Annotated in this window: 26 protein-coding genes; 8 read left to right on the top strand and 18 right to left on the bottom strand. The window is 64.4% G+C overall.

Annotated features, from left to right (window positions below):
• A complete protein-coding gene (locus tag HZB49_RS24380; RefSeq protein ID WP_291616014.1) occupies window positions 1–1,185 on the bottom strand; it encodes a lipid-transfer protein in 1,185 nt (394 codons plus the stop codon).
• A gap of 99 nt (window positions 1,186–1,284) precedes the next feature.
• On the opposite strand from HZB49_RS24380, the gene HZB49_RS24375 reads away from it, so the two are divergent.
• From HZB49_RS24375 to HZB49_RS24365, 3 genes are all read left to right on the top strand, one after another.
• Complete coding sequence (locus tag HZB49_RS24375; protein WP_291616013.1) at window positions 1,285–1,983, top strand: TetR/AcrR family transcriptional regulator; 699 nt, start codon at window positions 1,285–1,287, stop codon at window positions 1,981–1,983.
• Window positions 1,980–3,536 (top strand): long-chain fatty acid--CoA ligase, encoded by a 1,557-nt coding sequence (locus HZB49_RS24370; RefSeq protein ID WP_291616011.1) that lies wholly within the window; start codon window positions 1,980–1,982, stop codon window positions 3,534–3,536. Before HZB49_RS24375 ends, HZB49_RS24370 begins: the two co-directional genes overlap by 4 nt.
• 168 nt (window positions 3,537–3,704) lie before the next feature.
• Window positions 3,705–4,682, top strand: coding sequence for an NADPH:quinone oxidoreductase family protein (locus HZB49_RS24365; protein ID WP_291616009.1), 978 nt, complete (start codon window positions 3,705–3,707; stop codon window positions 4,680–4,682).
• Window positions 4,683–4,732: 50 nt separating this feature from the next.
• Here HZB49_RS24365 and HZB49_RS24360 read toward each other — a convergent pair whose 3' ends face one another.
• The 11 genes from HZB49_RS24360 to HZB49_RS24310 form a co-directional block, all read right to left on the bottom strand.
• Window positions 4,733–5,086, bottom strand: coding sequence for a hypothetical protein (locus HZB49_RS24360; protein ID WP_291616007.1), 354 nt, complete (start codon window positions 5,084–5,086; stop codon window positions 4,733–4,735).
• A gap of 125 nt (window positions 5,087–5,211) precedes the next feature.
• Window positions 5,212–6,048 carry a class III extradiol dioxygenase family protein gene (locus tag HZB49_RS24355; protein WP_291616005.1) on the bottom strand — a complete coding sequence of 279 codons (837 nt, stop codon included), beginning with the start codon at window positions 6,046–6,048 and terminating at the stop codon, window positions 5,212–5,214.
• 2 nt (window positions 6,049–6,050) lie between these two features.
• The gene (locus HZB49_RS24350) at window positions 6,051–6,404 is read right to left on the bottom strand and encodes a protocatechuate 4,5-dioxygenase subunit alpha (protein ID WP_291616003.1); all 354 of its coding nucleotides are present in this window, start codon (window positions 6,402–6,404) and stop codon (window positions 6,051–6,053) included.
• Between the two features lie 224 nt (window positions 6,405–6,628).
• Window positions 6,629–7,588 carry a Gfo/Idh/MocA family oxidoreductase gene (locus HZB49_RS24345; protein WP_291616001.1) on the bottom strand — a complete coding sequence of 320 codons (960 nt, stop codon included), beginning with the start codon at window positions 7,586–7,588 and terminating at the stop codon, window positions 6,629–6,631.
• A gap of 1 nt (window position 7,589) precedes the next feature.
• Window positions 7,590–8,444 (bottom strand): class III extradiol dioxygenase subunit beta, encoded by an 855-nt coding sequence (locus HZB49_RS24340; protein ID WP_291615999.1) that lies wholly within the window; start codon window positions 8,442–8,444, stop codon window positions 7,590–7,592.
• Window positions 8,444–8,833 (bottom strand): protocatechuate 4,5-dioxygenase subunit alpha, encoded by a 390-nt coding sequence (gene ligA / locus HZB49_RS24335; RefSeq protein ID WP_291615997.1) that lies wholly within the window; start codon window positions 8,831–8,833, stop codon window positions 8,444–8,446. The genes HZB49_RS24340 and ligA overlap by 1 nt, the downstream gene beginning before the upstream one ends.
• Before the next feature lie 12 nt (window positions 8,834–8,845).
• Window positions 8,846–9,778, bottom strand: a complete 933-nt coding sequence (locus tag HZB49_RS24330) for an amidohydrolase family protein (protein WP_291615995.1) — start codon at window positions 9,776–9,778, stop codon at window positions 8,846–8,848.
• A gap of 25 nt (window positions 9,779–9,803) precedes the next feature.
• On the bottom strand, window positions 9,804–10,505 hold the full coding sequence (locus tag HZB49_RS24325; RefSeq protein ID WP_291615993.1) for a substrate-binding domain-containing protein: 702 nt from the start codon (window positions 10,503–10,505) through the stop codon (window positions 9,804–9,806).
• A gap of 7 nt (window positions 10,506–10,512) precedes the next feature.
• Window positions 10,513–11,208, bottom strand: a complete 696-nt coding sequence (ligK, locus tag HZB49_RS24320; protein WP_291615991.1) for a 4-carboxy-4-hydroxy-2-oxoadipate aldolase/oxaloacetate decarboxylase — start codon at window positions 11,206–11,208, stop codon at window positions 10,513–10,515.
• Between the two features lies 1 nt (window position 11,209).
• Window positions 11,210–12,238, bottom strand: a complete 1,029-nt coding sequence (locus HZB49_RS24315) for an amidohydrolase family protein (protein WP_291615989.1) — start codon at window positions 12,236–12,238, stop codon at window positions 11,210–11,212.
• A 138-nt stretch (window positions 12,239–12,376) separates the two neighbouring features.
• Window positions 12,377–13,072: a TetR/AcrR family transcriptional regulator gene (locus HZB49_RS24310; RefSeq protein WP_291615987.1), complete on the bottom strand. Its 696-nt coding sequence runs from the start codon at window positions 13,070–13,072 to the stop codon at window positions 12,377–12,379.
• 266 nt (window positions 13,073–13,338) lie between these two features.
• Between HZB49_RS24310 and HZB49_RS24305 the strand changes: the two genes are divergently transcribed.
• Together HZB49_RS24305 and HZB49_RS24300 are read left to right on the top strand one after the other, a co-directional pair.
• On the top strand, window positions 13,339–13,530 hold the full coding sequence (locus HZB49_RS24305; protein WP_291615985.1) for a hypothetical protein: 192 nt from the start codon (window positions 13,339–13,341) through the stop codon (window positions 13,528–13,530).
• Between the two features lie 40 nt (window positions 13,531–13,570).
• Window positions 13,571–13,960, top strand: a complete 390-nt coding sequence (locus HZB49_RS24300) for a hypothetical protein (RefSeq protein WP_291615984.1) — start codon at window positions 13,571–13,573, stop codon at window positions 13,958–13,960.
• Between the two features lie 7 nt (window positions 13,961–13,967).
• Here the strand turns inward: HZB49_RS24300 and HZB49_RS24295 are convergent, their stop codons facing one another.
• Together HZB49_RS24295 and HZB49_RS24290 are read right to left on the bottom strand one after the other, a co-directional pair.
• Window positions 13,968–15,605 (bottom strand): regulator, encoded by a 1,638-nt coding sequence (locus HZB49_RS24295; RefSeq protein ID WP_291615982.1) that lies wholly within the window; start codon window positions 15,603–15,605, stop codon window positions 13,968–13,970.
• Complete coding sequence (locus tag HZB49_RS24290; protein ID WP_291615981.1) at window positions 15,602–16,327, bottom strand: cysteine hydrolase; 726 nt, start codon at window positions 16,325–16,327, stop codon at window positions 15,602–15,604. Before HZB49_RS24290 ends, HZB49_RS24295 begins: the two co-directional genes overlap by 4 nt.
• Before the next feature lie 254 nt (window positions 16,328–16,581).
• Between HZB49_RS24290 and HZB49_RS24285 the strand changes: the two genes are divergently transcribed.
• Window positions 16,582–17,172, top strand: a complete 591-nt coding sequence (locus HZB49_RS24285) for a DUF2889 domain-containing protein (RefSeq protein WP_291615980.1) — start codon at window positions 16,582–16,584, stop codon at window positions 17,170–17,172.
• 258 nt (window positions 17,173–17,430) lie between these two features.
• On the opposite strand, the gene HZB49_RS24280 is transcribed toward HZB49_RS24285, so the two are convergent.
• Window positions 17,431–19,110, bottom strand: coding sequence for a cache domain-containing protein (locus HZB49_RS24280; RefSeq protein ID WP_291615979.1), 1,680 nt, complete (start codon window positions 19,108–19,110; stop codon window positions 17,431–17,433).
• Between the two features lie 519 nt (window positions 19,111–19,629).
• On the opposite strand from HZB49_RS24280, the gene HZB49_RS24275 reads away from it, so the two are divergent.
• On the top strand, window positions 19,630–20,475 hold the full coding sequence (locus HZB49_RS24275) for an HD domain-containing protein (RefSeq protein WP_291615978.1): 846 nt from the start codon (window positions 19,630–19,632) through the stop codon (window positions 20,473–20,475).
• 258 nt (window positions 20,476–20,733) lie between these two features.
• Here HZB49_RS24275 and HZB49_RS24270 read toward each other — a convergent pair whose 3' ends face one another.
• A complete protein-coding gene (locus tag HZB49_RS24270) occupies window positions 20,734–21,507 on the bottom strand; it encodes a ferredoxin--NADP reductase (protein ID WP_291615977.1) in 774 nt (257 codons plus the stop codon).
• A gap of 156 nt (window positions 21,508–21,663) precedes the next feature.
• Here HZB49_RS24270 and HZB49_RS24265 point away from each other — a divergent pair, with 156 nt between their 5' ends.
• Window positions 21,664–22,860 (top strand): amidohydrolase family protein, encoded by a 1,197-nt coding sequence (locus tag HZB49_RS24265; RefSeq protein WP_291615976.1) that lies wholly within the window; start codon window positions 21,664–21,666, stop codon window positions 22,858–22,860.
• Window positions 22,861–22,921: 61 nt separating this feature from the next.
• Here HZB49_RS24265 and HZB49_RS24260 read toward each other — a convergent pair whose 3' ends face one another.
• Window positions 22,922–23,212, bottom strand: a complete 291-nt coding sequence (locus tag HZB49_RS24260) for a hypothetical protein (RefSeq protein WP_291615975.1) — start codon at window positions 23,210–23,212, stop codon at window positions 22,922–22,924.
• Between the two features lie 15 nt (window positions 23,213–23,227).
• Window positions 23,228–24,514: a TRAP transporter large permease gene (locus HZB49_RS24255; protein ID WP_291615974.1), complete on the bottom strand. Its 1,287-nt coding sequence runs from the start codon at window positions 24,512–24,514 to the stop codon at window positions 23,228–23,230.
• Between the last annotated feature and the right edge of the window lie 6 nt (window positions 24,515–24,520).

Below are 24,520 nucleotides of genomic sequence, written 5' to 3'. Positions count from 1 at the left end.
TCAGACGCGCTCGTAGAGCGTCACGACACAAGCGCCGCCGAGCCCGAGATTGTGCTGCAAACCGATCTGCGCGCCCTCGACCTGCGTCGCCTGCGCGGTGCCGCGCAATTGCCGCGTCAGCTCGTAGCATTGCGCAAGGCCCGTGGCGCCGAGCGGGTGCCCCTTCGACAGCAGGCCGCCGGAGGGATTGGTCACGATACGGCCGCCATAGGTATTGTCGCCATCGTCAATGAAGCGCGCCGCCTCGCCTTCCCCGCACAGTCCAAGCCCCTCATAGGTGATCAGCTCGTTGTGGGCAAAGCAGTCGTGCAGCTCGACCACGTCGAGATCCTCCGGCCCGATGCCGGCCGCCTCATAGACCTTGTTGGCGGCATCGCGCGCCATGTCGAAGCCGACGACCTGCATCATGTCGCCGGCGCCGAAGGTGGACGCCGTATCCGTCGTCATCGCCTGCGCGCGGATACGCACGTCGCTACGCAATCCATGGGCCTTCGCGAACTTCTCCGAAACCAGGATCGCCGCCGCCGCGCCGCAGGTCGGCGGGCAGGCCATCAGGCGGGTCATCACGCCGGGCCAGATCACCTGGTCGTTCATCACGTCATCGGCGGTTACTTCCTTCCGGAACAGCGCCAGCGGATTGTTCTTGGCATGCCGGCTCGCTTTCGCCCGCACCTTTGCAAACGCCGAGAGCGGCGTGCCGTATTTCTTCATGTGGCTGAGCCCCGCGCCGCCGAAATAGCGCAGCGCCAGCGGCACGCCGGGCGCATCGACCAACTTGTCCGCTGCCGCGTCGAACTCGTCGAAGGCACTGGGACGATCCGTGAAGACGGCGCCGAGTGCGCCGGGCTTCATCTGCTCGAAGCCGAGCGCCATCACGCAGTCGGCCGCACCGGACTCAATGGCCTGCCGCGCCAGGAACAGCGCGGTCGAACCGGTCGAGCAGTTGTTGTTGACGTTGACGATCGGAATGCCGGTCATGCCCACCGGATACAGCGCACGCTGCCCGCAGGTGGAGTCGCCGTAGACATAGCCGACATAGGCCTGCTGCACCTTGCCGTAATCGATGCCGGCGTCGGCCAGCGCCAGCTTGGCCGCCTCCGCGCCCATCACGTGATACGGCGCGTTGGCGCCGGGCTTGACGAAGGGGATCATGCCGACACCGGCGACCGCAGTGCGAGACGTCATTGATTGTCCTCCCGAAAATTACCCGCTGGACTATTTCTTACCCATGGGTAATATACGAGACGAGCGCCCCGAGTCAACGCCGCAACAGAACTTCGCAACATGGACGGATCGCCCGCCTCCGCAGCCCACCAATCGCCCTGGATGCCGTTCGAGAGCCGCCGCCGCGCCCGCGACGCGAAGCGCGAGGCCGTGCTGCGCACGGCGGTGCAGCTTTTTCTCGAGCAGGGCTATCACGGCACCACGCTCAACGACGTCGCCGAGCGGCTCAACATCACCAAGCCCGCGCTCTACAATTATTTCCGCGGCAAGGACGAGATCCTCTACGAGTGCTGGGCGATCGGCCAGGAACGCGTCGACGACTGCATCGCCGAGATCGACTCGGGCGGCGGCACGGGCCTCACCAAGCTGCGCAAGCTGATCGTGCGCTATGCCGAGGTGATGACGACGGATTACGGCAAGAGCCTGGTGCGCTTCGACGTCCGTGACCTCACCGAGCACAACCGCAAGATCGTGCGCACGGCGAAGAAGAAGATCGACCGCGCCTTCCGCGCCTACATCACGGACGGCATTGCCGACGGCTCGATCAGGCCTTGCGACATCAAGCTGTCGGCCTTCGCCATCGCGGGCTCGCTGAACTGGATCGGTCATTGGTACCAGCCGCGCGGCGCCTTGCCCGCGGAGGAGATCGCAAAGGAATTTGCCATTCGCCTCACCGAGGGGCTGGCCGCGAAACAGTTGAGGAAGAAGGCGGGAAAACCGCCGGCAAGCGTGAAACGAGTGCGTGGAGGAACGCGATGAACATCACCCATGGCCTGCGGCGCGCGCTGCAGATCAATCCGAACGGCCTCGCCATCGTCTATGGCGACCGGCGCAGAAACTGGCGCGAGGTCGGCGACCGCGTGGCGCGGCTGGCGGCCGGCATCCGTGCGATGGGCGCGCAGGCCGGCGACCGAGTCGCCATCCTGTCGCTCAACTCCGACCGCTATCTCGAGCTCTATCTTGCGGCCGGCTGGTCCGGCACCGTGATCGTGCCGCTCAACATCCGCTGGAGCCCGCTCGAGAACGAGGACGCCATGCGCGATTGCCGCGCCGGTATCCTTTTCGTCGACAAGGCCTTTGCCCCGGTCGGCAGCGCGCTTGCGAAAGCGATCCCGGGCCTGAAGCTCGTCTATGCCGATGACGGCGAGACGCCCGCGGGCATGGACAATTACGAAAAGCTGATCGAGCGCAGCGCGCCGATGCCGGACGCGATGCGAGAGAGCGCCGATCTCTGCGGCATCTTCTATACCGGCGGCACCACCGGCCGTTCCAAGGGCGTCATGCTCAGCCATGGCAATCTGATGGTGAACGCGCTGAACGCGCTCGGCGAAGGGCTGTGGCCGAGCACCGCCACCTATCTGCATGCCGCGCCGATGTTCCACCTCGCCAATGGCGCGGCGATGTATTCGATCCTGCTCAGCGGCGGCTCCAACGTGGTCATCCAGGGCTTTACGCCCGACGGCGTCGCCGCCGCGATCCAGCGCAATCGCGTCACCGACACGCTGCTGGTGCCGACCATGATCCAGATGTTCGTCGATCATCCGAAGCTCGGCGACTATGACCTGTCTTCGCTCAGGGGCATCGCCTATGGCGCCTCGCCGATCAGCGAGGCCGTGCTGGGCCGCGCCATGAAGGCGCTGCCCAACGTCCAGTTCACCCAGGCCTACGGCATGACGGAGTTGTCGCCGATCGCCACGCTGCTGCACTGGAGGGAGCACATCGGCGAAGGCCGCGCCAAGGGCCGGCATCGCGCCGCCGGCCGCGTCACGCTCGGCTGCGAGATCAAGATTGTCGACAGCGACGACAAGACGCTTCCCACCGGCACCGTCGGTGAGATCGCCGTGCGCGGCGACAATGTGATGATGGGCTATTGGGAACGGCCGGAGGAAACCGCCAAAGCCGTCATCGACGGCTGGATGCATACCGGCGACGGCGGCTACATGGACGAGGACGGATTCGTCTACGTTGTCGACCGCGTCAAGGACATGATCATCTCCGGCGGCGAGAACATTTATTCCGCCGAGGTCGAGAACGCGCTGGCGCAGCATCCGGCCGTGGCGCAATGCGCCGTGATCGGCATCCCCAACGAGCGCTGGGGCGAGCAGGTCCATGCCGTCGTGGTTGCCAGGCCCGGCGCGAGCGCGACGCCGGACGAGCTGATGGAGTTCTGCAAGACGCTGATCGCAGGCTACAAATGTCCGCGCAGCGTCGAGATCACCGACAAGCCGCTGCCGCTCTCGGGCGCCGGCAAGATCCTCAAGCGCGAGCTGCGCAAGCCGTTCTGGGAGAACCGCGAGCGCCGCGTCAGCTGACGAAACCCGCGTCGGCAGAAAAAGTCGTAGGGTGGGCAAAGGCGTCTCGCGCCGTGCCCACCCTCAGCACTCCGCTCGTGAAGGCGGGCACGCTTTCGCTTTGCCGACCCTACAATTGCGGGCGAATTCGCGATAGACCGCCTGCAGGGGAAGCGACCAGGGATCAGCATGAAAGCCGTCGTCGTCGAGCAGTATGATTCCATCGACAACATTCCGCTGAGGGACGTTCCGCTGCCCGACGTCGGCGCCGGGCAGGTGCGCGTCAAGGTGCAGGCCGCCAGCATCGGCTTCGTCGACGGGCTGAAGGTGCAGGGCCTCTACCAGACGAAGGACGCCCTGCCCTTCACGCCGGGAACGGAATTTGCCGGGCTCGTCGATGCCGCCGGTGCCGGCGTTACCGGCCTTGCGCCGGGACAGGGCGTGATGGGAATGGCGCGCTCGGGCGCGCTCGCCGAATATATCGTGGTGCCGTCCGCGACGCTGACCGCAATTCCCGGCGGCATTGCGCCGGAAGTCGCCGCCGCCTTCCGCGCCAACTATCTCACCGCGCTCTATGCGCTGGCCGAGCGCGGCTCGCTCAAGTCGGGCGAAATCCTGCTGGTGCTGGGTGCCGCCGGCGGCGTCGGCATTGCCGCGGTGCAGGTCGGCAAGCTCCTGGGCGCCCGCGTGATCGCTGCGGCCTCAAGCGAAGAAAAGCGGAAGTTCGCCGAAAGCCACGGCGCCGATGCGACGATCGACTACACGCAAGCCAACTGGCGCGATGTGCTGAAGGAACTGACCGGCAACCATGGCGCGGACGTGATCTACGATCCCGTCGGCGGCGACGTGTCGGTGCAGGCGTTCCGCTCCATCGCCTGGAACGGACGCCATCTCGTGGTCGGCTTTGCCGCGGGAAAGATCCCGGCCCTGCCCTTCAACCTGCCGCTGCTCAAGGGCGGTGTGCTCACTGGCGTCGATATCGCGCAGATCGCCCGCAGGGAGCCCGAAGCGGAGCGGCGCGTCACCGCGCAGCTCCTCACCTGGCTGCGCGAAGGCAGGCTCGTGCCCGTGGTGGGTCAGGTCTTCGCCTTCGAGAATTTTCGCGACGCCTTCAAGGCCATGCAGACCCGCGCCGCGCTCGGCAAGATGGTGGTTCGGATCGGTTGAACCTCGAGGCGCGCGACCGGATAACGCGCCTCGAAAGACCGTACCCGCAATCAACGGCGGCGGCGAACGGGCGGCGGCGGGGGCGGCGGAGGAATGTCACGACGCCAGACCGTGCCGCTGTCGAACTGGATCACCAGGCCATCGGGCGTATACACCGCGCTCTGATTCAAGACATCGACCCAGATCCGCGTCGTCGGAAAGTACCAGTCCGGCCAGGCCCGCGAGGGAACGCCGGCCTCGGTGACCACGTTCAGCTCGGGTCCGTTCTGGGTGACATAGGGCTGGTACTCGCCCCGGCACATGGCAATGCAATTATACCGGCCGGAGAGGTCGACCGATTGCGCGGCAGCACCGGTGGCAAAGAGCGCGGCCACGAGGCCGACAGTCAGGGACAGCATCCTCATGAAAATCACTCCACTATGACAGGACCAACGCTATGCATGATATCATGCATGGCATTGATCTCCATCAAGGGCGCGTGATTGGCCCGCCCCGCGAGACGAGCGCACTTCCGCAACGGTGGCCGGCCTCAAGCCGGTTCGAGCACCATCAGGCCCGACGCCGTGTTCGAGATCGGAATGTGATAGTTGGCCTGCCGCTTGCTGACCTTTTCCGGCAGCGTGCCGCGCGCGACCACCCAGTTGAGCAGCTCAACGCCCTGCGTGCCCGACAGTTCGACGAGTTCGACGGTGGAGTATTTCGTCGCCCAGGCGGGATCGTTAACCATGCTGTCCATGAACTTCAGATCGAAATCCTTGTTGATGAAGCCGGCGCGTTCGCCATCGAGCTGATGCGAAAGTCCGCCCGTTCCCATGACGACGACCCGCTCGTCCTTTGGCCATGACGCGATCGCGCGCCCGAGGGCCTGGCCGAGCTTGTAACAGCGCTTCGCGGAGGGAAGCGGCGCCTGGACCGTATTCACTACCACCGGAACGGTGCGCACCGGCCATTTCTGGTCGGGCCAGCACAGCGCCATCGGCAAGGTGAAGGCATGATCCACCACCATCTCCTGACAGGTCACGAGGTCGAAATCCTCGGCCACCAGGGATTCGATGATGTGCCACGACAATTCCGGATCGCCGCGGAAGGGCGCCACCGTCGGAATGCCCCAGCCCTCGTCGGCGTTGCGGTACTCGGCAGCCGCGCCGATCGCGAATGTCGGCATCTTGTCGAGGAAGAAGTTGAGCCCGTGATCGTTGTAGACGAGCACGACGACATCGGGCTTCACCTTCGCAAGCCAGTCGCGCACGGGCGGGAAGCCGTCGAAGAAGGGCTTCCAGTAGGGATCGCTCTGCAGCCCCTTGGCGATGGCGCCGCCGATGGCGGGAACGTGGGAGGTGGTGATGGTGCCGACGATCTTTGCCATGATTATCCCCGTGCCGCGAGAAGCTTGGCCTTGAACTGATCCTTGCTCAGGCCGGTTTGCTGGGCGCCGATGTCCTGCATGTCGAGGCCGAAAATGCCGGCAAACTTGGCGAGGTAGTAGGCGTTGCCGCCGGCTTCGAGCAGCTGCAGCACATTGCGGTTGCGGATCGCCTCGCGCTGCTGCGGATTGAGGCCGTACCTCGCACAGTAGGCGTCCTCGTCGGCGACGAAGGACTTGCGGTTGGCGGCGTCGTTGAACGAGTAGCACATCTTGTTGAGCGCATAGCCCTTACGGGCCTGCTCGCCGTCGAAGATGGTGGTGCCCGGCACCGGTTGCCGTGATTTTTGGCTCGGCATGGTCTTCTGCTCCCTGGTTTCCCCTCTTCTTTTCTTGGGGTCGGGAAGCAGCTTGCGCTTTGCGCCAGATCAAATTTGGCGCGAAGGGATTGGGCAGTATTCCTGGTCAGCTTCAGAAAGAAGGGATCGTCATGGCCGGGCTTGTCCCGGCCATCCACGTCTTTCCTTCGGATGGCTGCCAAGAACGTGGATGCCCGGGACAAGCCCGGGCATGACGTCGGCGGCTATCCGGCTGCGAGCTGCCGGTCGAGATCGTGCAGCACCTGATAGCAAGGCAGCACCTGGGCGACGCTCGAATTCGGCTCACGGCCTTCGCGGATCGCGGCAAAGAACTCGCGGTCCTGCAGCTCGATGCCGTTCATCGATACGTCGACCTTGGAGACGTCGATCTTCTCTTCCTTGCCGTTCACGAGATCGTCGTAGCGGGCGATATAGGTGCCGGTGTCGCCGATGTAGCGGAAGAAGGTGCCGAGCGGTCCGTCATTGTTGAAGGACAGGCTGAGCGTGCAGATGGCACCATTCGCAGCCTTGAGCTGGATCGACATGTCCATGGCGATGCCCAACGCCGGGTGGATCGGCCCCTGCACCGCATTGGCCTTCACGATCGGCGAGCGCGCCTGATAGGCAAAGAGGTCGACGGTGTGCGCGGCATGGTGCCAGAGCAGATGGTCGGTCCAGCTGCGCGGCTGGCCCAGCGCGTTCATGTTGGTGCGGCGGAAGAAGAAGGTCTGCACGTCCATCTGCTGGATGTTGAATTCACCGGCGACGATCTTCCTGCGCACCCATTGGTGGCTCGGATTGAAGCGGCGGGTGTGGCCGCACATCGCCACAAGTCCCGACTTCTTCTGCAGATCGACCACCGCCTGCGCGTCGGCCAGCGAATCCGCCAGCGGAATCTCGACCTGCACATGCTTGCCGGCCTTCATGCAGTCGATCGCCTGGCTCGCATGCATCTGCGTCGGCGTGCAAAGGATGACGGCGTCGACTTCCCTCAGCGCGAGGCTGTCGGTAAGTTCCGTCGAGACATGCTTGATGCCGTACTTGTCGGCAATCTCCTTGGTGGGTTCGAGCCGGCGGCCGACCAGCGACACCACCTCGACGCCGTCGATGTTCTTGATGCCGTCGAGATGCTTGATGCCGAACGCGCCCGCTCCTGCGAGCGCGACCTTGATAGCCTTGGCCATATCAGTTGTTCTCCAGGATCAGATGGCCGACCGCGGTGTTGCTCGCGGGCACGTGGTAGAAGCGGTGCCGCACCGTCGGCTTCTTGCCGCCCCTGAGGTCGCTCATCGCGCCGCGCGCGATCAGCCACATCACGAGCTCGATGCCTTCGCTGCCGGCTTCGCGCACATATTCGAGATGCGGCATCTTCGAGAGCCCTTCGGGATCATCGATCAGCCGGTCGAGGAACGCGGTGTCCCACTCCTTGTTGATCAGGCCGGCGCGCGGGCCCTGCAGCTGGTGGCTCATGCCGCCGGTACCCCAGATCTGCACGTTGAGCGGCTCGTCATAGGACTCGATCGCCTTGCGGACCGCCTGCCCCAGCATGAAACAGCGCCGGCCCGAGGGCGGCGGATACTGCACGACGTTGACCGCAAACGGGATCACCGGGCACGGCCAGGCCTGCGGCTGTCCGAACATCAGGCTCAACGGAACGGTGAGACCGTGGTCGACATCCATCTTGTTGACGATGGTGAGATCGAAATCGTCCTGGATCACCGACTGCGCGATGTGAGCGGCAAGCTTCGGATGCCCGATCACCTTCGGCACCGGGCGCGGCCCCCAGCCCTCGTCGGCCGGCTGGAATTCCGCCGCCGTGCCGATCGCGAAGGTCGGGATCAGGTCGAGGCTGAAGGCTGTGGCGTGATCGTTGAACACCAGGAAAATCACGTCGGGCTTCTGTTCCTTCTCCCATTGCTTGGAGAAGTCGTAGCCCTTGAACACCGGCTGCCAGTAGGCCTCGGCGGTCTTGCCGAGGTCGAGCGCGGCACCGACCGCCGGCACGTGCGAGGTGTAGACGCTGGAGCTGATACGGGCCATCACTTCTTCTCCCCGGTCTTGCGGTTGCCCTCGATGGAGCGGCCGCCCTTGACCATCATGTCGCGATACTGATCTTCGGTCATGCCGGTCATGCTGCCGGCCATCTGCTGAAAGCTCTTGCCGTCGGTGGCGCCGATCTTGGCAAGGAAGTAGATGTTGCCGCCGAGCGCGATGCAGCGGTTGAGGTCGCGGGCCATCACCGCCTGCTTCTGCTCCTCGCTCATCGGCCACTCGTCGAGATAAGCGCGCTCGTTCGCCTTGAAGCGCGCGCGGTTCTCCGCCTTCATCAGCGACATGCAGAACTGGTTCAGATGATAGCCTTCCCGCGACTTGTCGGCGTCAAAGATCGTCGTGCCGGGAATATCGGTGTAGGGCTTGTCGAGTGACATGGCTTTGCCTCCTCAGGATTGCTCGGGCCAGTATAGCCGCATCGGATTGTCCACCAGCAGCTTGCGCTGCAGCTCTTGCGTCACCGCGATGTGCGGAATGAAGTCGACCAGCAGGCCGTCATCGGGCATGTGCCCCTTCAGGTTCGGATGCGGCCAGTCGGTACCCCAGAGCACGCGGTCCGGGAAGGTTTCGACGATGCGCCGGGCGAACGGGATCACGTCGCGGTAGGCATTCTGCTCGCCATTCAGCGCCGGGGGACCCGCCACCGACAGCCGCTCCGGGCAGCTCACCTTGGACCAGACATTTGTGTGCTCGCGCATGAATTTCACGAACAGCTCGAACTCAGGACCGTCGACCGGCTTGGTAACGTCAGGCCGGCCCATATGATCCACCACGACCGTGGTCGGCAGCGTGGTGAAGAAATCCCAGAGTTCGGGCAAATCGACCGCCTCGAAATAGATCACGACGTGCCAGCCGAGCCTTGCGATGCGGCCGGCGATCTCGATCAATTCGTCGCGCGGCGTGAAGTCGACCAGCCGCTTGACGAAATTGAAGCGCACGCCGCGCACGCCCGCTTCATGCATTGCCTTCAGCTCGGCATCGCCGACGCTGCGCCTGACGGTTGCCACGCCGCGCGCCTTGCCGCCGGAATGGATCAGCGCGTCGACCATGGCGCGGTTGTCGGCGCCATGGCAGGTCGCCTGCACCACCACGTTGCGCGAAAAGCCGAGATGATCGCGCAGCGCATAGAGCTGCGCCCGCGAGGCGTCGCAGGGCGTATATTTGCGCTCCGGCGCGTACGGATATTCCCCACCCGGACCGAACACGTGGCAATGCGCATCGACCGCGCCCGCCGGGACCTTGAAGCGCGGCTTCGACGGACCTTCGTACCAGTCCAGCCAACCCGGGGTCTTCTCGAACGGCCCGGTCACAGGTTTAGACATCAACTTCCACCCTTCACTCATCTCTTCAGCCGGCGCGCCGCGGCGGCTCCATGCCGTGCTTCCATTTGGTCGCATTGGTATCCGGCGAGGTCAGATATCCGATGAGATCGCGCGCCCCCGCCTCATTGGTCGCTTGCGCGCCTACCCCGCAGGCAAACAGCGTCACCGATTGGATTTCCGGCGGCAGCAGCCCCGCGACCTCGATGCCCTGCACTTCCAGAAACTCGCTCATCTGCTGAAAGCCGAGCTCGATCTCGCCGCGCGCCAGCAGCGTGCCGACGGGAACGCCGGGCGGCGCCTGCACCACCTTTTTCGTATCCTTCGGGTCGATGCCCCATTTTTCCAGAAGCTTCAGCACATGCGTGCCGCTCGGCCCAGTGGAATAGCCGACCGATTGCGCGGCCAGCACCTCCGCCTTCGTCGAAACTTCGCTCGCGAGATCGGGACGCTTCGTTCCCGCCCGCACCGCAACCGCAATCGACGACTCCGCAAACCCCGCCCGGCTGCCGGACTTGAGGAAGCCATCCGCCTCCAGCTTCTTCATGGCATCGTCCGCCAGCACGACGATGTCGAACTTCTCGCCGGCGCGGATACGCCTGGCGGCATCGACCCCGCCGACGGACTCGATCGCAACCGATTTGCCCGTCTTCTGCCGGTACGCGCCGGAAAGCTCCGCCAGGATCTGGCGGGTCGCCATCGACGATATGCCCATGATGTCAGCGGCCATGATCCACTCAGTCGATATATTTCAACCCGGCCTTCGCCAGCGGCTCACGCATCTTGTACATGTCGAGCCCGAGCACGCCGTTCGCCAGCTTCTCGCGCTTGTCCGCTTCGTTGGCCTCGCGCGCTTCCGCCGCATCCGCCGCCTGCTGCGCGACGCGCGCCGGCACGACCACGACGCCGTCCATGTCGGCCACGATGACGTCGCCGGGATTGACCGTCGCACCGGCACAGACCACCGGAATGTTCACCGAGCCCAGCGTCGCCTTCACGGTGCCGCGCGCGCTGATGGCGCGGGAGAAAACCGGGAATTTCATTTCGGTCAGGTCCATCACGTCGCGCACGCCGCCGTCGATGATCAGGCCTCCGGCGCCGCGGGCACGGTAGCTGGTGGCCAAGAGGTCGCCGAAAAACCCGTCAGTGTTCTCCACCGTGCAGGCCGCGACTACCACGTCGCCCGGCTGGATCATTTCCGCCGCCACATGCATCATCCAGTTGTCGCCGGGCTGCAGCAGCACGGTGACTGCCGTGCCGCAAAGCTGCGCGCCCGCATAGATCGGGCGCATGTAGGGTTGCATCAGGCCGACGCGGCCCATCGCCTCGTGGATAGTGGCAACGCCGTAGCGCGACAGCTTCGCGACGGCCGCCTTGTCGGCGCGCACGATGTTGCGCCTGACGACGCCTAGATCGTTCATCGCAGCGCTCATCTCACTTTCCCCTTGCCTTCAGGGCCGCATCGAGCCGCGGGAACACGCGCCGCGCATTGCCTTCGAAGATCTTCTTGCGATCCGCTGCGCTCAGCGATGGCGCCGCTTCGATGTAGCGCTTGGTATCGTCGTAGTGGAAGCCGGTCTCGGGATCGATGCCGCGCACCGCGCCGATCATTTCGCTGGCGAACAGCACGTTGTCGACCGGGATCACCTTGGTCAGGAGGTCAATGCCGGGCTGGTGATAGACGCAGGTGTCGAAATAGATGTTGTTGAGGAGATGATCCTTCAGCAGCGGCTTCTTCATCTCCTGCGCCAGGCCACGGAAGCGGCCCCAGTGATAGGGCGCAGCCCCGCCGCCATGCGGAATCAGGAAGCGCAGTTTTGGCAAGTCCTTGAACAGGTCCGAGGTCAGGCACTGCATGAAGGCCGTGGTGTCGGCGTTGAGATAATGCGCGCCGGTGGTGTGGAAGGCCGGATTGCAGCTGGTCGAGACGTGGATCATCGCGGGGATGTCGAGCTCGACCATCTTCTCGTAGATCGGATACCAGTGCCGGTCCGACAATGGCGGCGAGGTCCAGTGTCCGCCGGAGGGATCGGGGTTGAGGTTGATGCCGACGAAGCCGTACTCGTTGATGCACTTCTCGATCGCGGGAATGCAGGTCTTGGGATCGACGCCCGGCGATTGCGGCAGCATGGCAACGCCGATGAAATTGTCGGGGAACAGCTTGCTCACCCGCCAGCACAGCTCGTTGCAGATCGCAGCCCAGGTCGAGGACACCTCGAAATCGCCGATGTGATGCGCCATGAAGCTGGCTCGCGGGCTGAACAGCGTGAGGTCGCTGCCGCGCTCTTTCATTTGCCTGAGCTGGTTGTTGGCGATGGAATCGCGCAGCTCATCGTCGCTGATCTTCAGGTCGCTCGCCTTCGGCTTCGCCGCGGGATCCTTGATCCCGGCGATCTGCTTGTTGCGCCAATCCTCCAGCGCCTTCGGCGCGGTGGTGTAGTGGCCGTGGACGTCGATGATCACTTTGTCTCTCCCTTATTGGCGGCGGGTTCGCATTCCCGCCTGCTCGGTTGACTTGTCTCGTTTGAGCATGATCGTTTCCGAAAACCGGTTCCCACTTTTCGCTAACGCGGCCCTTCGGGTCGGGATCATGCTCCGGCGCTAGGCCGGCCCTGCATTGGCAGGCGCACCCGCCGCCGACCGCCTGCGCGCCGGTGCGGGCCGCTCGAGCGGCGGCGCCTGCAGCGAAGCAACAGTCGACTGCACCAATTGCTCGATCGCCTCGCCCGCGTCGGCGCCGTCGGCCTCGCCGCGCGACAGCCGCGACACGCGCTCCGGCGTGACCAGCGTGTAGTAGAGCGCACCGAGCAGGAAATGGCTGCGCCAGACGATCTCGGTGCGCGGCACGTGCGGCAGGCTCTCGTGGATCGCGTCGATGAAGGCGTGGCTGGTGTCGTCGAAGGTCTGCGCGATGATACGCCGCGTCACGTCATTTCCCTCGGCCGACATGATCGCGCGCAGCCGCGTGAAGCGCGCGCCGCCGCCGGCAAGGTCGCTGCCGGATGAGAATGCCGGCAGCACATAGGCCCGCACGATCGCTTCCAGCCGGTCCTTCAGGTCGCGCACGCGCTTGGCCGCCTCCAGCAGTTCGGAACGGCGAAGGTTCATCGGCACGCAGTGGCGCTGGTAGATCTCCAGCAGCAGGCCGTCCTTGGTCTTGAAGTGATAGGTCACGCTGCCGGGATTGGCGCCCGCCGCCTGCGCAATGTCTCGCACCGACACCGCGTTGAAGCCGTTGGTCGAGAACAGCTCCTCGGCGGCTGCCAGGATTGCTTCGCGCATGTTGGGTTTGCGCATCTTTTTCCCGTCCAGCTTGATCATTATATTTGTACATATGTACAAATCAAACGCTCCAGTCAACAAGAAGATGATGTTCTCGTACTAGAGGCGATCGAAGAAAAATTACGTAATGACAATGCTTTAGGCGAAATGCACGCTTTACGCGGATTTTCGCTCCACTCCGGCGGCCACCTACGTGAACCTCCTTAAGGCAACACACGAAATTTCAATGGGCGGTTGTCGCGCCTAAGGGAAAGCTGACTGCTGGATGTTCGGAGGCGGCGATGAACCACTCGATCCGTAGTGCAGACCGGAGCACCCATCTCAAGATCGTGGTGATGGCATTGATCACCGCGATAGCCATGACTGCCCTCGCCATCGGCTCGCGCGTCGAGGCTCCGGCGGCAACAGCCGGCGTCATCAAGGCGGGCCAGCCGGTGACCATGACTGGCCTGACGGTGGTCGTGACCCGTTGATTGCGAGCGCCGGCGAGACTGCGCCGGGAGTGTTGCGTCGATGCAAAGGTCTCTAGACCAGGAGACTCTCGAATATCGCTGGATGACGGCCGCGCTCGCCTGCTGCGCGGTCGGCTTGGTAACCGCGACGATCATGCTGACCACCGGCAATCGATTCGAATTCCGGCCGGCGCCGCCGGAAATCTCGCGCCTCGACGATGAACTGGTTAGCTCCTTCAATGCGCTGGGATCGATGACGGCCAAGCGTGCCGCCAACCCGCCGCAGGCGAGGCGATCCGGCACCGCAGGCGCCAGGAATTCAGTTGCGACAGGCGCGGAATCACCCGGCACACCGCGCAAGCGGCGGATCGTGGTCCGCCTGAAGAGCCCCTGGTGCACGGGGGTTCTTCGCAACCAGGCCTTCTATCGCTGCCGCACGCAGTCCTGGTAACGGCTCCTCACTCCGCCGGGGCCGCCACCGCGTTCGACACCGGCGCCGTCTCGGACTTCGCCAACCCGTAGAGGATCGCGGCGACAACCACATAGGCCAGCGCCACCGGCGGCGTGACGCCAAGGCCGCCGCCGATGCCAACGGCTTCGCCGTGCATGAAGCCGAAATAGGTCAGCACCGCGCCGGCCAGCGAAAAGGCCGCCGCCTTCACGAAGTCGCGCTCGATCACGAACACGCCGATGGCGCCCAGCACCAGACCGGTGAGGATCGAGCCGCCGCCCATCACTTCCAGGCCATGATAGATCACGCCCTGCTGCGGCAGCGAGGCGATCGCGGCCGCCTTCACCGCAGCCGCCTTGTCGGCGGCCATGGCGCCGACGCCTTGCGCCGCGGTCAGCGTCGCGCCGAGCATGGTGTCGATCTGCAGCTTGGCCCACGCGGCCAGGTGCGGCGTCAGCGCCAGCACGACCGCGGGCGCATGTTTCACCGGCGTGGTCTGGAACGCCTGCGCGCCGATCAGCATGCCGATATAGAGCAGGATCGGCGAGATCGCGACGACCGGCACGAGCGCGAGCAGCACCGAGATGATGCCGAACCAGGACAGCAGCACCACCATGATGCCGGTCGCCGCGGAATAGCCGATGCGACCGCCCATCGCCTTCCAGCCGGGATGGCCGATATAGACGGCGTTGATGAAGGGGTTTCCCATCAGGCAGCCGATCAGGCTGACGGCGCCGTCGGCGGTCAGCACCCGCGTAGTCGGATATTCGTCGCCGGCCGCTTCCGCGCTTTCGACATTGTCCATGGCCTCGACGAGGTCATAGATGCCGAACGGAATCGCCGTCACCAGAATAATGCCGAGGAACTCGAAGCCCGAAAACACCTGGCCGATGGCCGGAATCGGCACCGAGAAGCCGAAATTGGCAAAGGCATCGCCAACGCCCTTCAGGCTCAGGCCGCCGAGTCCGAGGCCGAACAGATTGGAGCCCCAGGCGATCAACATGCCGGCTGCGATGGCCACGAGTCCTGCCGGAATTCCCTTCGGATATTTCACCCCGCCGAACCAGCTCGCGATGATGATGGCGAAGCAGACGAGCCCGATCTGCGGCGTCATGTACATTTCCAACGCCGGCCGCATCGAGATGAAGGTAACGGAAACGCCGGCCAGCGTACCGAGCAGCGCCGCGCGCGGCGTGATCCTCCTGATATAAGGCGCGATGAAACCGCCGATCATCAGGATGAAGCTCTGGAAGAACACCCAGACCAGCCCCGCCGACCAGCCCTTGACGGGATCGCCGGTCTTCAAGGTGATCGGCAGCATGATCACGAAGGTGACGATGAACATGTGCGGCACGCTGACGCCCGAGGGCAGCGCGCAGACGTCATTGCGGCCGGTCTTCTGCGCGAGGCGATAGGCGAGCCAGGCGTAATACATCGTCGAGAGGCACATCATCAGGCCGAGCGCCGGCAGGATGCGGCCGAACACCAGCGAATCCGGCATCTTCAGCACGAAGCGCAACAGACCGGTGAGCACCAGCATGTTGACAAGGATGTTGGTGCCGAAACCGAAGAACGCGTTCCAGTCACCCGGCGTCCACAGCGCCGGCTTGAAGTCGGGCTTGATCGCAGTCGTGCTCGTGCTCATCGTGATGCCCCCGCAGCAAGAGTTTTTTGGGTTGTCGGATAGATCGCCTGCAGCACCGCGGCCGAGTCCGCGACCCAGCCGAAGATGCCGCCCTGTGCCTTGATCATCTTCAGGCCCATCTCGTGAAATTCCGGAAAGTAGGACGCGCAGCCGTCGGAAATGACGACGCAGCGATAGCCGCGGTCATTGGCCTCGCGCACCGTGGTGTTGACGCAGACTTCGGTGGTGACGCCGCACACCAGCAGGTTTTCGATCCCGTGCTTCTGCAAGGTTTGATCGAGCGCGGTGGCGTAGAAGGCGCCCTTGCCGGGCTTGTCGATCACGATCTCGCCCGCAAGCGGATAGAGCTCGGGAATGATGTCGTGGCCGGCCTCGCCGCGGATCAGGATGCGGCCCATCGGGCCGGGATCGCCGATGCGCAGGGATGGCGCGCCGCGCTCGATCTTCGCAGGCGGCGCATCCGACAAATCGGGCAGATGTCCCTCGCGGGTATGGATCACCGCAATGCCGTTGTCGCGGGCGGCGGCCAGCACGGCCGAGATCGGCTTCACCGCTCGCGCAAGCTGCGACACGTCGTTGCCGAGCGTCTCGCCGAAGCCGCCCGGCTCCATGAAGTCGCGCTGCATGTCGATGATGACGAGGGCGGTCTTCGACCAGTCGAGTTCGACCGGCTCAGGCTCCGCGACGATGATGCCGCGCGAAAAACCCCTTGCGTTCGCCATGACCTGCGCCCCGAACGAGAGAACTCTCTGCCCGGGCGAAGCAAGGCCTATGCCATTGTGTACAATCGAGAGGTGGCGGCGTCCCGGAACGAATCTCCTGCAAATTCAGCCCGTTGGACTTTCCGGAGCCGATGGCGCGAATCCGACGCATAGCCGCCGCGACGCGCAACTGCCTATTCCCTGGGCGCGCGTTGACATCGGCGCACGCCGCCGCTTGTGTTTCCGCAACAGATCAGCCGACCGGAATCATGGCCATGCCGACGCCCGACAACAACAACACGCAACAAGGCAAGCGCCGACTCATGCACCGCCGCGCCATCGACTGCGACGGCTATCTGCGCGAGGACGGGCTGTGGGAGGTCGAGGCGCGGCTGGTGGACACGAAGCCCTTCCTACAGCGCGACCAATTCCGCGGCGACGTTCCGGCCGGCACGCCCGTGCATGACATCCGCCTGCGCCTTGCCGTCGACGACGGCCTGGTTGTCCGCGAGGCCGAGACCAACATGGCGGCAACACCCTTCCCGACCTGCGTCGAGGTCGAGGGCATCCTGCAACGGCTGGTCGGCGAGCAGATCGGCCGCGGCTGGCGAGAGACGGTCCGCCGCAAGATCGGCAAGCTCGAGACCTGCACGCATCTCTCCGAGCTGCTCGGCCCGGCGGTGACCACGCTGTTCCAGACCATGTCCTACGGCAAGCGGCCCGACGGCGGCGATTCCATGGACAGCCACCGCGACACCACGGAGCCGCCGTTCTTCATCAACGGCTGCCATTCCTGGCGCACCGACGGCCCGATCGTCGCGAAGATCTTCCCGCAGTTCGCGACCAAGCCGCGCGAAGCGGAGTGAGAGGTAAGCTGCAATTGGCGTTTCTCTACACTTCACTGGCAGCGGAGCAAGCGGCACCCCTCTCCCTAACTCTCTCCCGCAAGCAAGGGGAGAGGGAACCCTGCCGCCGCTGCGTTCCTGACAAGAACAATCAAATCGGGAAATAGCCGTGACGTAATGTCACGCAAGCACATTGGTCAGGCTCCCTCCCCCCTTGCGGGGGAGGGTTGGGGAGAGGGGTAAGCCCCGCACTCCGACGCAAGAGATAGTGCGCGATAGTTACGCCGCGCGCAGGCCGGCGATGAATTCCGACACCTCGCGCTGCAGGACCTGCAGCTTGCCGGCAAGCTTGTCGCTCGACTGCAGCACCACATGCGCCACCTCGCCGGTTTGCGTCGTGGCCGACGTCACGCTGGTGATGTTCTGCGACACCGCGTTGGTGCCCGAGGCCGCGCGCTGCACGCTGGCGGCGATCTCCTGGGTCGCGGCGCCCTGCTCGGCGACGGCGGCGGCGATCGACGACGAGATCTCGTTGACCTGCAGGATGGTGGCGCAGATGCCCTGGATGTTCTCGACCACCTGCTTGGTCTCGGTCTGGATCGCCGTGATCTGGGCGCTGATCTCCTCCGTCGCCTTCGCCGTCTGGCTCGCCAGCGACTTCACCTCGCTTGCCACCACCGCAAAGCCCTTGCCGGCCTCGCCTGCGCGCGCCGCCTCGATGGTCGCGTTCAGCGCCAGCAGGTTGGTCTGCGAGGCGATGTTGTTGATGAGATTGATGACCTCGCCGATCTTGTCGGCGGCGGCGGCCAGGCCTTCGACCGCCTGGTTGGTGCGCTGGCCGTCGCCTGCGGCCTTGTCGGCGACCTGCGCCGCCTGCGTCACGCGCTGGCCGATCTCGGCGATCGAGGCCGACAGCTCTTCGGCGGCAGAGGCCACTGTCTGCACGTTCTCCGACGCCTCCTGGCAGGCATCTGCCACCACCTTCGAGCGCTCGGAGGCCGCGCCTGCGTTCTGCGACATGCTCTGGGCCGCCTCGCGCATGTCGCCGGAATCGGCGATGACTTCGCCGACCACGGCCTGCACGCTCGCCTCGAACTTGCCGGCGAATTCCATCATGGTGCGGCGCTTCTCGGCGTCGGCCTTCTGCTTCATCTCCGCCTGCTCGGCATGCATCTTCGCCATTGCGCCGGCGTTGTCCTTGAACACGCCGAGCGCCTTGGCAAGCCCGCCGATCTCATCCTTGCGCGCCGTGTAGGGCACCTCGAACGCCTGGTCGCCGGCGGCGAGCCGTCCGGTGAGGTCGGTAATCACGTTGAGCGGCTTTGTGACGCTGCGGCTGATGATGACCGAGGCAACCAGCACGACCGCGAGAAGGATCAGCGCAATGATCCCGAACGTGATGGCGGTTTGGCGGAACACGGCATCGACGTCGTCGAGATAGATGCCGGTGCCGATGATCCAGCCCCACGGCGCGAAGCCCTTCACATAGGAAATCTTCGACACCGGCTTGTCGAAGCCGGGCTTGGGCCACAGATAGGCGTAGAAGCCGGCGCCCTGCTTCTTCACGACGTCCACGAAGCCGATGAAAAGGCGGTTGCCGGAAGGATCCTTGTTCTCGCTGAGGTCCTTGCCGTCGAGTTCCGGCCGAATCGGATGCATCACCATCTTCGGCGACATGTCGTTGATCCAGAAATACTCGACCTTGTCGTAGCGCAGCCCCTTGATCTCGGCGATCGCCGCGGCCTGGGCATCGGCTTTCGACATCTTCCCGTCGGTTTCCAGCTTCTGGTAATGGGCGAGGATGCCGTAGCCGATATCGACCATCTGCTGGGTCTTGGCCTGGCGGTCCGTCATCATCTGGGAGCGCATTTCGTAGAGCGCGATCGGGCCCATCGCGAGCATGCCGACGAGGCTGATGCCGATGATCAGGGCGAGCTTGAAGCTGATGCGGGAGAACATCTGACGTGGTCCTGAAATGAGAGCCGAACATCGTTCGACGCATGCCGGCCTCATCGCCGGATGCATGGGCATGTGCAGAATTTAGCAGGGTCGCGTTAGCGTTTAATTAAGCCTGCCGTGGAACGCGAACTCGCGCGAAATCCCGTCGTTTGCAACCGCGCCTCCCGGCCGCAGATGTTCTTTGCTATCAGCAGCTTAGTCGGACATGCGCGAGGTCCGGCAAGCCGCATCGAATTTCCTGCCAATGCCGCGGGCGCCGGCGACCTGGAATCGCGCAGGATCGAGCGAGCTACTTGCGGCTGTGGCGGCGACGACGCGCGCTCGTTTGCACCGGGACGTGCGCCGCCGCGATGGCCGGCACCGGCCGCGCGATGGATTTGACGGGACGCAACATCTCTTCCGCGCCAAGGCGATAAGAGAACAGCGGAGCCCCCTCCCCTGACACCGTCGGGCGCGCCGCTTTCCGCTTCTCGTTTGCAGGGGAAATGTTAGGATCGACACCGGCGTGGGAGGCGTTGCGTGAAAACCATCACCGCATCGGCAGCCAAGAAGCTTGGTGGTTTCCTCACCAAGGACTTCCGAAGTATTTTCGGTACCACCCATGATGATCTCGCCGAGCGGCTCGGCACGCTGGCGCGCTCCACCATCGAATGCCTTGCCCGCAGTGACGCCCTCTATCACAACTACGAGCATACTTTTCAGGTCACCCTGGTCGGCCGCGACATATTGCAGGGCATGGCGCTGGCGCACCGCATCGAGCCGGAGGACTATGCGCATCTGACCGTGGCCTGCCTGCTGCACGACATCGGCTACATGCGGGGCGTGCTGAGCGGCGACACCGCCGACGAGTTCATCATCGACGACGCCGGCACGACCATCGAGCTGCCGCGCGGCGCCTCGGACGCGGCGCTGGCGCCCTACCATGTCGAGCGTTCGAAGATCTTTGCCCGCGAGCGGCTGGAAAAATCCCCGCGCATCGACGTCCAGCGCATCACCGACGCGATCGAATGCACGCGCTTTCCGCCGCCGCCCATGAGGGACGCCGCCGAGCTTTCGCAGGAGCCGCGGCTGGTGCAGGCTGCCGATCTCATCGGCCAGCTCGGCGATCCCCTCTATTCCCGCAAGGCCAATGCGCTATTCTGGGAGTTCGAGGAGGTCGGCATGAACCGCCAGCTCGGCTATTCCTCGCCCGCCGATCTGATCGACCGTTATCCGAGCTTCTACTGGAACACGGTGTCTGAGCATCTCGGCGGTGCGATCAAATATCTCGCCATGACCGTGTCCGGCCGGCAGTGGATCGCCAATTTGCATCACCACGTGCTCTGCGCCGAGAACGACGACCGGCTGATGGGCCCGCAGCGGTAGCTGGGATCAATTGATTGAATCGATAGCGCCAGGTCTTTCACCTCTCCCGGAGGGAGAGGTCGGCGCGTAGCGCCGGGTGAGGGCTTCAGGTCCCACGAGAGAGCACAACCCCTCACCCGGAACGCATCTTGCGATGCGTTCCGACCTCTCCCTTTGGGAGAGGTCAAACGAGGAGATGCGGCTGCAGCCCGCACAAAAGAAAAAGGGCGTGACGGCATTGCCGTCACGCCCAGTGATTGCCCTGCGCTCGGGAGGTAGTCAGCGCTCGGCAAAAGCCTTTTCGACCACGAACTGCGCGGGCTCGCCGTGATTGCCCTCGACGAAGCCGCGATCGCCGAGAAGCACGCGGGTGTCGGCAACCAGTGCCGGGCTGCCGCAGATCATGATGCGGTCATGCGCGGGATCGAGCTGCGGCAGGCCGATGTCCTCGAACAGCTTTCCCGACGTGATGAGGTCGGTGATGCGGCCGCGGTTGCGGAAGGGATCGCGCGTCACGGTCGGGTAATAGATCAGCTGGTTGCGGATGTAGTCGCCGATCAGTTCGTCCTTCGGCAGCTTCTCGGTGATCATCTCGCCATAGGCAAGCTCCTTGACGCGGCGGCAGCCGTGCAGAAGCACGACCTTCTCGAAGCGCTCATAGGTCTCGGGATCCTTGACCACGGAGAGGAACGGCGCCAGCCCCGTGCCGGTGCCGACCAGGTACAGGTTGCGGCCACTCTCGATGTTGTCGATGACCAGTGTGCCGGTCGCCTTGCGGCTGACGATGATGGGATCGCCGACTTGCAGGTGTTGCAGGCGCGAGGTCAGCGGGCCGTCCTGCACCTTGATCGAGAAGAACTCGAGCTGGTCTTCGTAGTTCGCGCTGGCGACGCTGTAGGCGCGCAGCAGCGGCTTCTCGCCGACCTTCAGCCCGATCATGGTAAACTCGCCGTTGCGGAAGCGGAACGAGGGATCGCGCGTGGTGGTGAAGGAGAACAAATTGTCGGTCCAGTGGTGGACGCTGGTGACGCTCTCCTGGTTGAAATTGCTCATGACGCTTTTCCTGAACCCGCTCCGGCTCGCTTGCCGGGCCGTTGACCGGCCAATTCATTCGTATACGATCATTCGTATACAAACAAATAATCCGGCTTGATCCGAAGGTCAAGCCGGGCTCAAATTCGCCAGTAATTTCAACAAGGGAACCGCCCCATGGCCCACGACGCACCCCAGGCGACCGGCCCCAGCAAGCTGGTCATCCGCAACATCGGGCTATTGCTGTCGGGGGCGCTGGAGAAACCGATCCTCGACGCCGACACCATCGTCGCCGAGAACGGGAAAATCACCGCCATCGGACGGCTGAAGGACGTCAACACCGAGGGCGCCACCACCATCGTCGACGCCAACGGCACCACGGTGGCGCCCGGCCTGATCGACAGCCACGTCCATCCCGTCGCCGGCGACTGGACGCCGCGGCAGAACCAGATCAACTGGATCGACAGCTATCTGCACGGCGGCGTCACCACCATGATCTCGGCCGGCGAAGTGCACATGCCCGGCCGTCCGCGCGACGTCGTCGGGCTGAAGGCCATGGCGATCTTTGCGCAACGCGCGTTCTGGACGCTGCGTCCGGGCGGCGTGAAGGTGCATGCCGGTGCGCCCGTGATCGAATGCGAGATGGTCGAGGAGGATTTCAAGGAGATGGCCGCAGCCGGCGTCAAGCTGCTCGGCGAAGTCGGCCTCGGCGGGGTGAAGGACGGACCGACCGCACGCAAGATGGTCGGCTGGGCGCGCAAATACGGCATCCAGAGCACCATCCACACCGGCGGTCCCTCGATCCCCGGCTCCGGCCTGATCGACAAGGACGTCGTGCTGGAGGCGGACACCGACGTGATCGGTCACATCAATGGCGGCCACACCGCGCTGCCCGACGACCAGATCCGTTGCATCTGCGAGGGCTGCAAGCGCGGGCTCGAGCTCGTGCACAACGGCAATGAGCGCTCGGCGCTGTTCACGCTGCGCACCGCGCGCGAGATGGGCGATCTTCACCGCGTCATCCTCGGCACCGATGCGCCGGCCGGCTCCGGCGTGCAGCCGCTCGGCATTCTGCGCATGGTCTCGATGCTGTCCTCGCTGGGCGAATTGCCGGCCGAGATCGCCTTCTGCCTTGCCACCGGCAATACCGCGCGGATGCGCGAGCTCGACTGCGGCCTGATCGAAATCGGCCGCGCCGCGGACTTCGTCCTCATGGACAAGGCGCAGCATTCGCCGGGCAGGAACATTCTGGAGAGCGTGCAGCTCGGCGACCTCCCGGGCATCGGCATGACCGTCATCGACGGCATCGTCTGCACCCAGCGCAGCCGTAACACGCCGCCTGCGGGCAAGGTGCCGGAGATCGTGCCGCGCTGACGCAACCCCGTGCGGCACGGCGCGAGGGCGCATCGCGTCACACACGGGCAGAGGATCACGGCTATTGATCCCTTTGCCTTGGCGGTGGCGGGATGCAGCTGCCGAAGCGCGGGTCCAGCGGGTCGAAGCGCGAGTTCTTTCTTACGTGGATGTAGAGCCCGGCCAGCACCATCGATCCGACCAGCAATACGATCCACGCGGGTGGCTGGATTGTGATCAAGGTGATCACAACAGCCACGCCGGCAGCCACGCCCAAAGCGACCCGCACGATCAGCCTCGAGATCATCGATCCGCCTCCGGTTGAGCTGGCATTCAACGCACGCAACTGGTTCGCGCCAACATCGGCCGCCATCGCGGCTCTCGTGCGTTACTTGCCGAGCAGCATGCGCGGCAGCCAGAGCGTTAGCTCGGGAATATAGGTGACCAGCGCCAGCACGATCAGCATGGGGATATAGAACACCAGGATGCTGCGCGATACGGCTTCCATGCTCACCTTGCCGATGGCGCAGCCGACGACCATTGTCGGGCCGACCGGCGGAGTAAGCAGGCCGATGCCGAGATTGAGGATCATGACGATGCCGAAATGCACCGGATCGATGCCGAACGCCTTGATCACCGGCAGGAAGATCGGCGTACAGATCAACAACATCGGCGCGAGGTCCATGAAGGTCCCGAGCAGCAGCAACAGAATATTGATCCAGAGCAGGAACATGTATTTGTCGCTGGAGATGTCGATGAAGAACTGCGTGGCGATCGCCGGAATGCGCATGATCGCCATCATGTAGCCGAAGGCGATCGAGAATCCGATCATGATCATGACCATGCCGACGGTGCGCACCACGCGACCGATCAGCTTGGGCAGTTCGCTCCATTTCACGTCGCGGTAGACGAACATGGTGACCAGGAACGCGTAGACACAGGCGACCGCGCCGGCTTCGGTCGGCGTGAACACGCCCGAAAGAATGCCGCCAAGGATGATGAACACCGTGACCATGCCCCAGACGGCATCGAGCGCGATCTTCAGGGCCTGCCGGAGCGGCACCACCTCGCCCTTCGGAAAGTTCTCGCGATGCGCGATGATCAGCACCAGGATGATGAGAGACAGCCCAAGCAACAGGGCCGGGATGATGCCGCCCATGAACAGATGCGCCACCGAGATCGTGCCGCCGGCCGCAATCGAGTAAATGATCATGTTGTGCGACGGCGGCACCAGCAGCGGCTGCAGCGAGCCGGAGATCGTGACGTTGACGGCGAACAGCCGCGGATAGCCGTTCTTGATCATCTGCGGGATCATCACCGAGCCGACCGCGGCGGTGTCGGCGACCGACGAGCCGGAGATGCAGCCGAACATCGTCGAGGCAAGGATGTTCACCAGTGCCATGCCGCCACGGATGAAGCCGACGAACACCTTGGCGAGGTTGACCAGGCGTTCGGCCATGCCGCCGACCGCCATGATGGAGCCGGCCAGGATGAAGAACGGGATCGCCAGCAGCGAGAAGCCGCTCATGCCGCCCGAGACCTTGAGCATCACCGCTTCGAGCGGGATGTCGATCCACAGGGCCGCTGCGATGGCTGCGATGCCGAGCGCATAGGCGACCGGCATGCCGAGCAGGCAGACGACGGCAAAGGTTCCGATCAGAACGAAAACGTCCATTTCGCG

It is taken from the genome of Bradyrhizobium sp. (assembly GCF_016219575.1).
In the GTDB taxonomy this organism is placed as follows: Bacteria; Pseudomonadota; Alphaproteobacteria; order Rhizobiales; family Xanthobacteraceae; genus Bradyrhizobium.
Note: the sequence above shows the minus strand (reverse complement) of the source record. Positions and strands in the feature narration are given on the sequence as shown.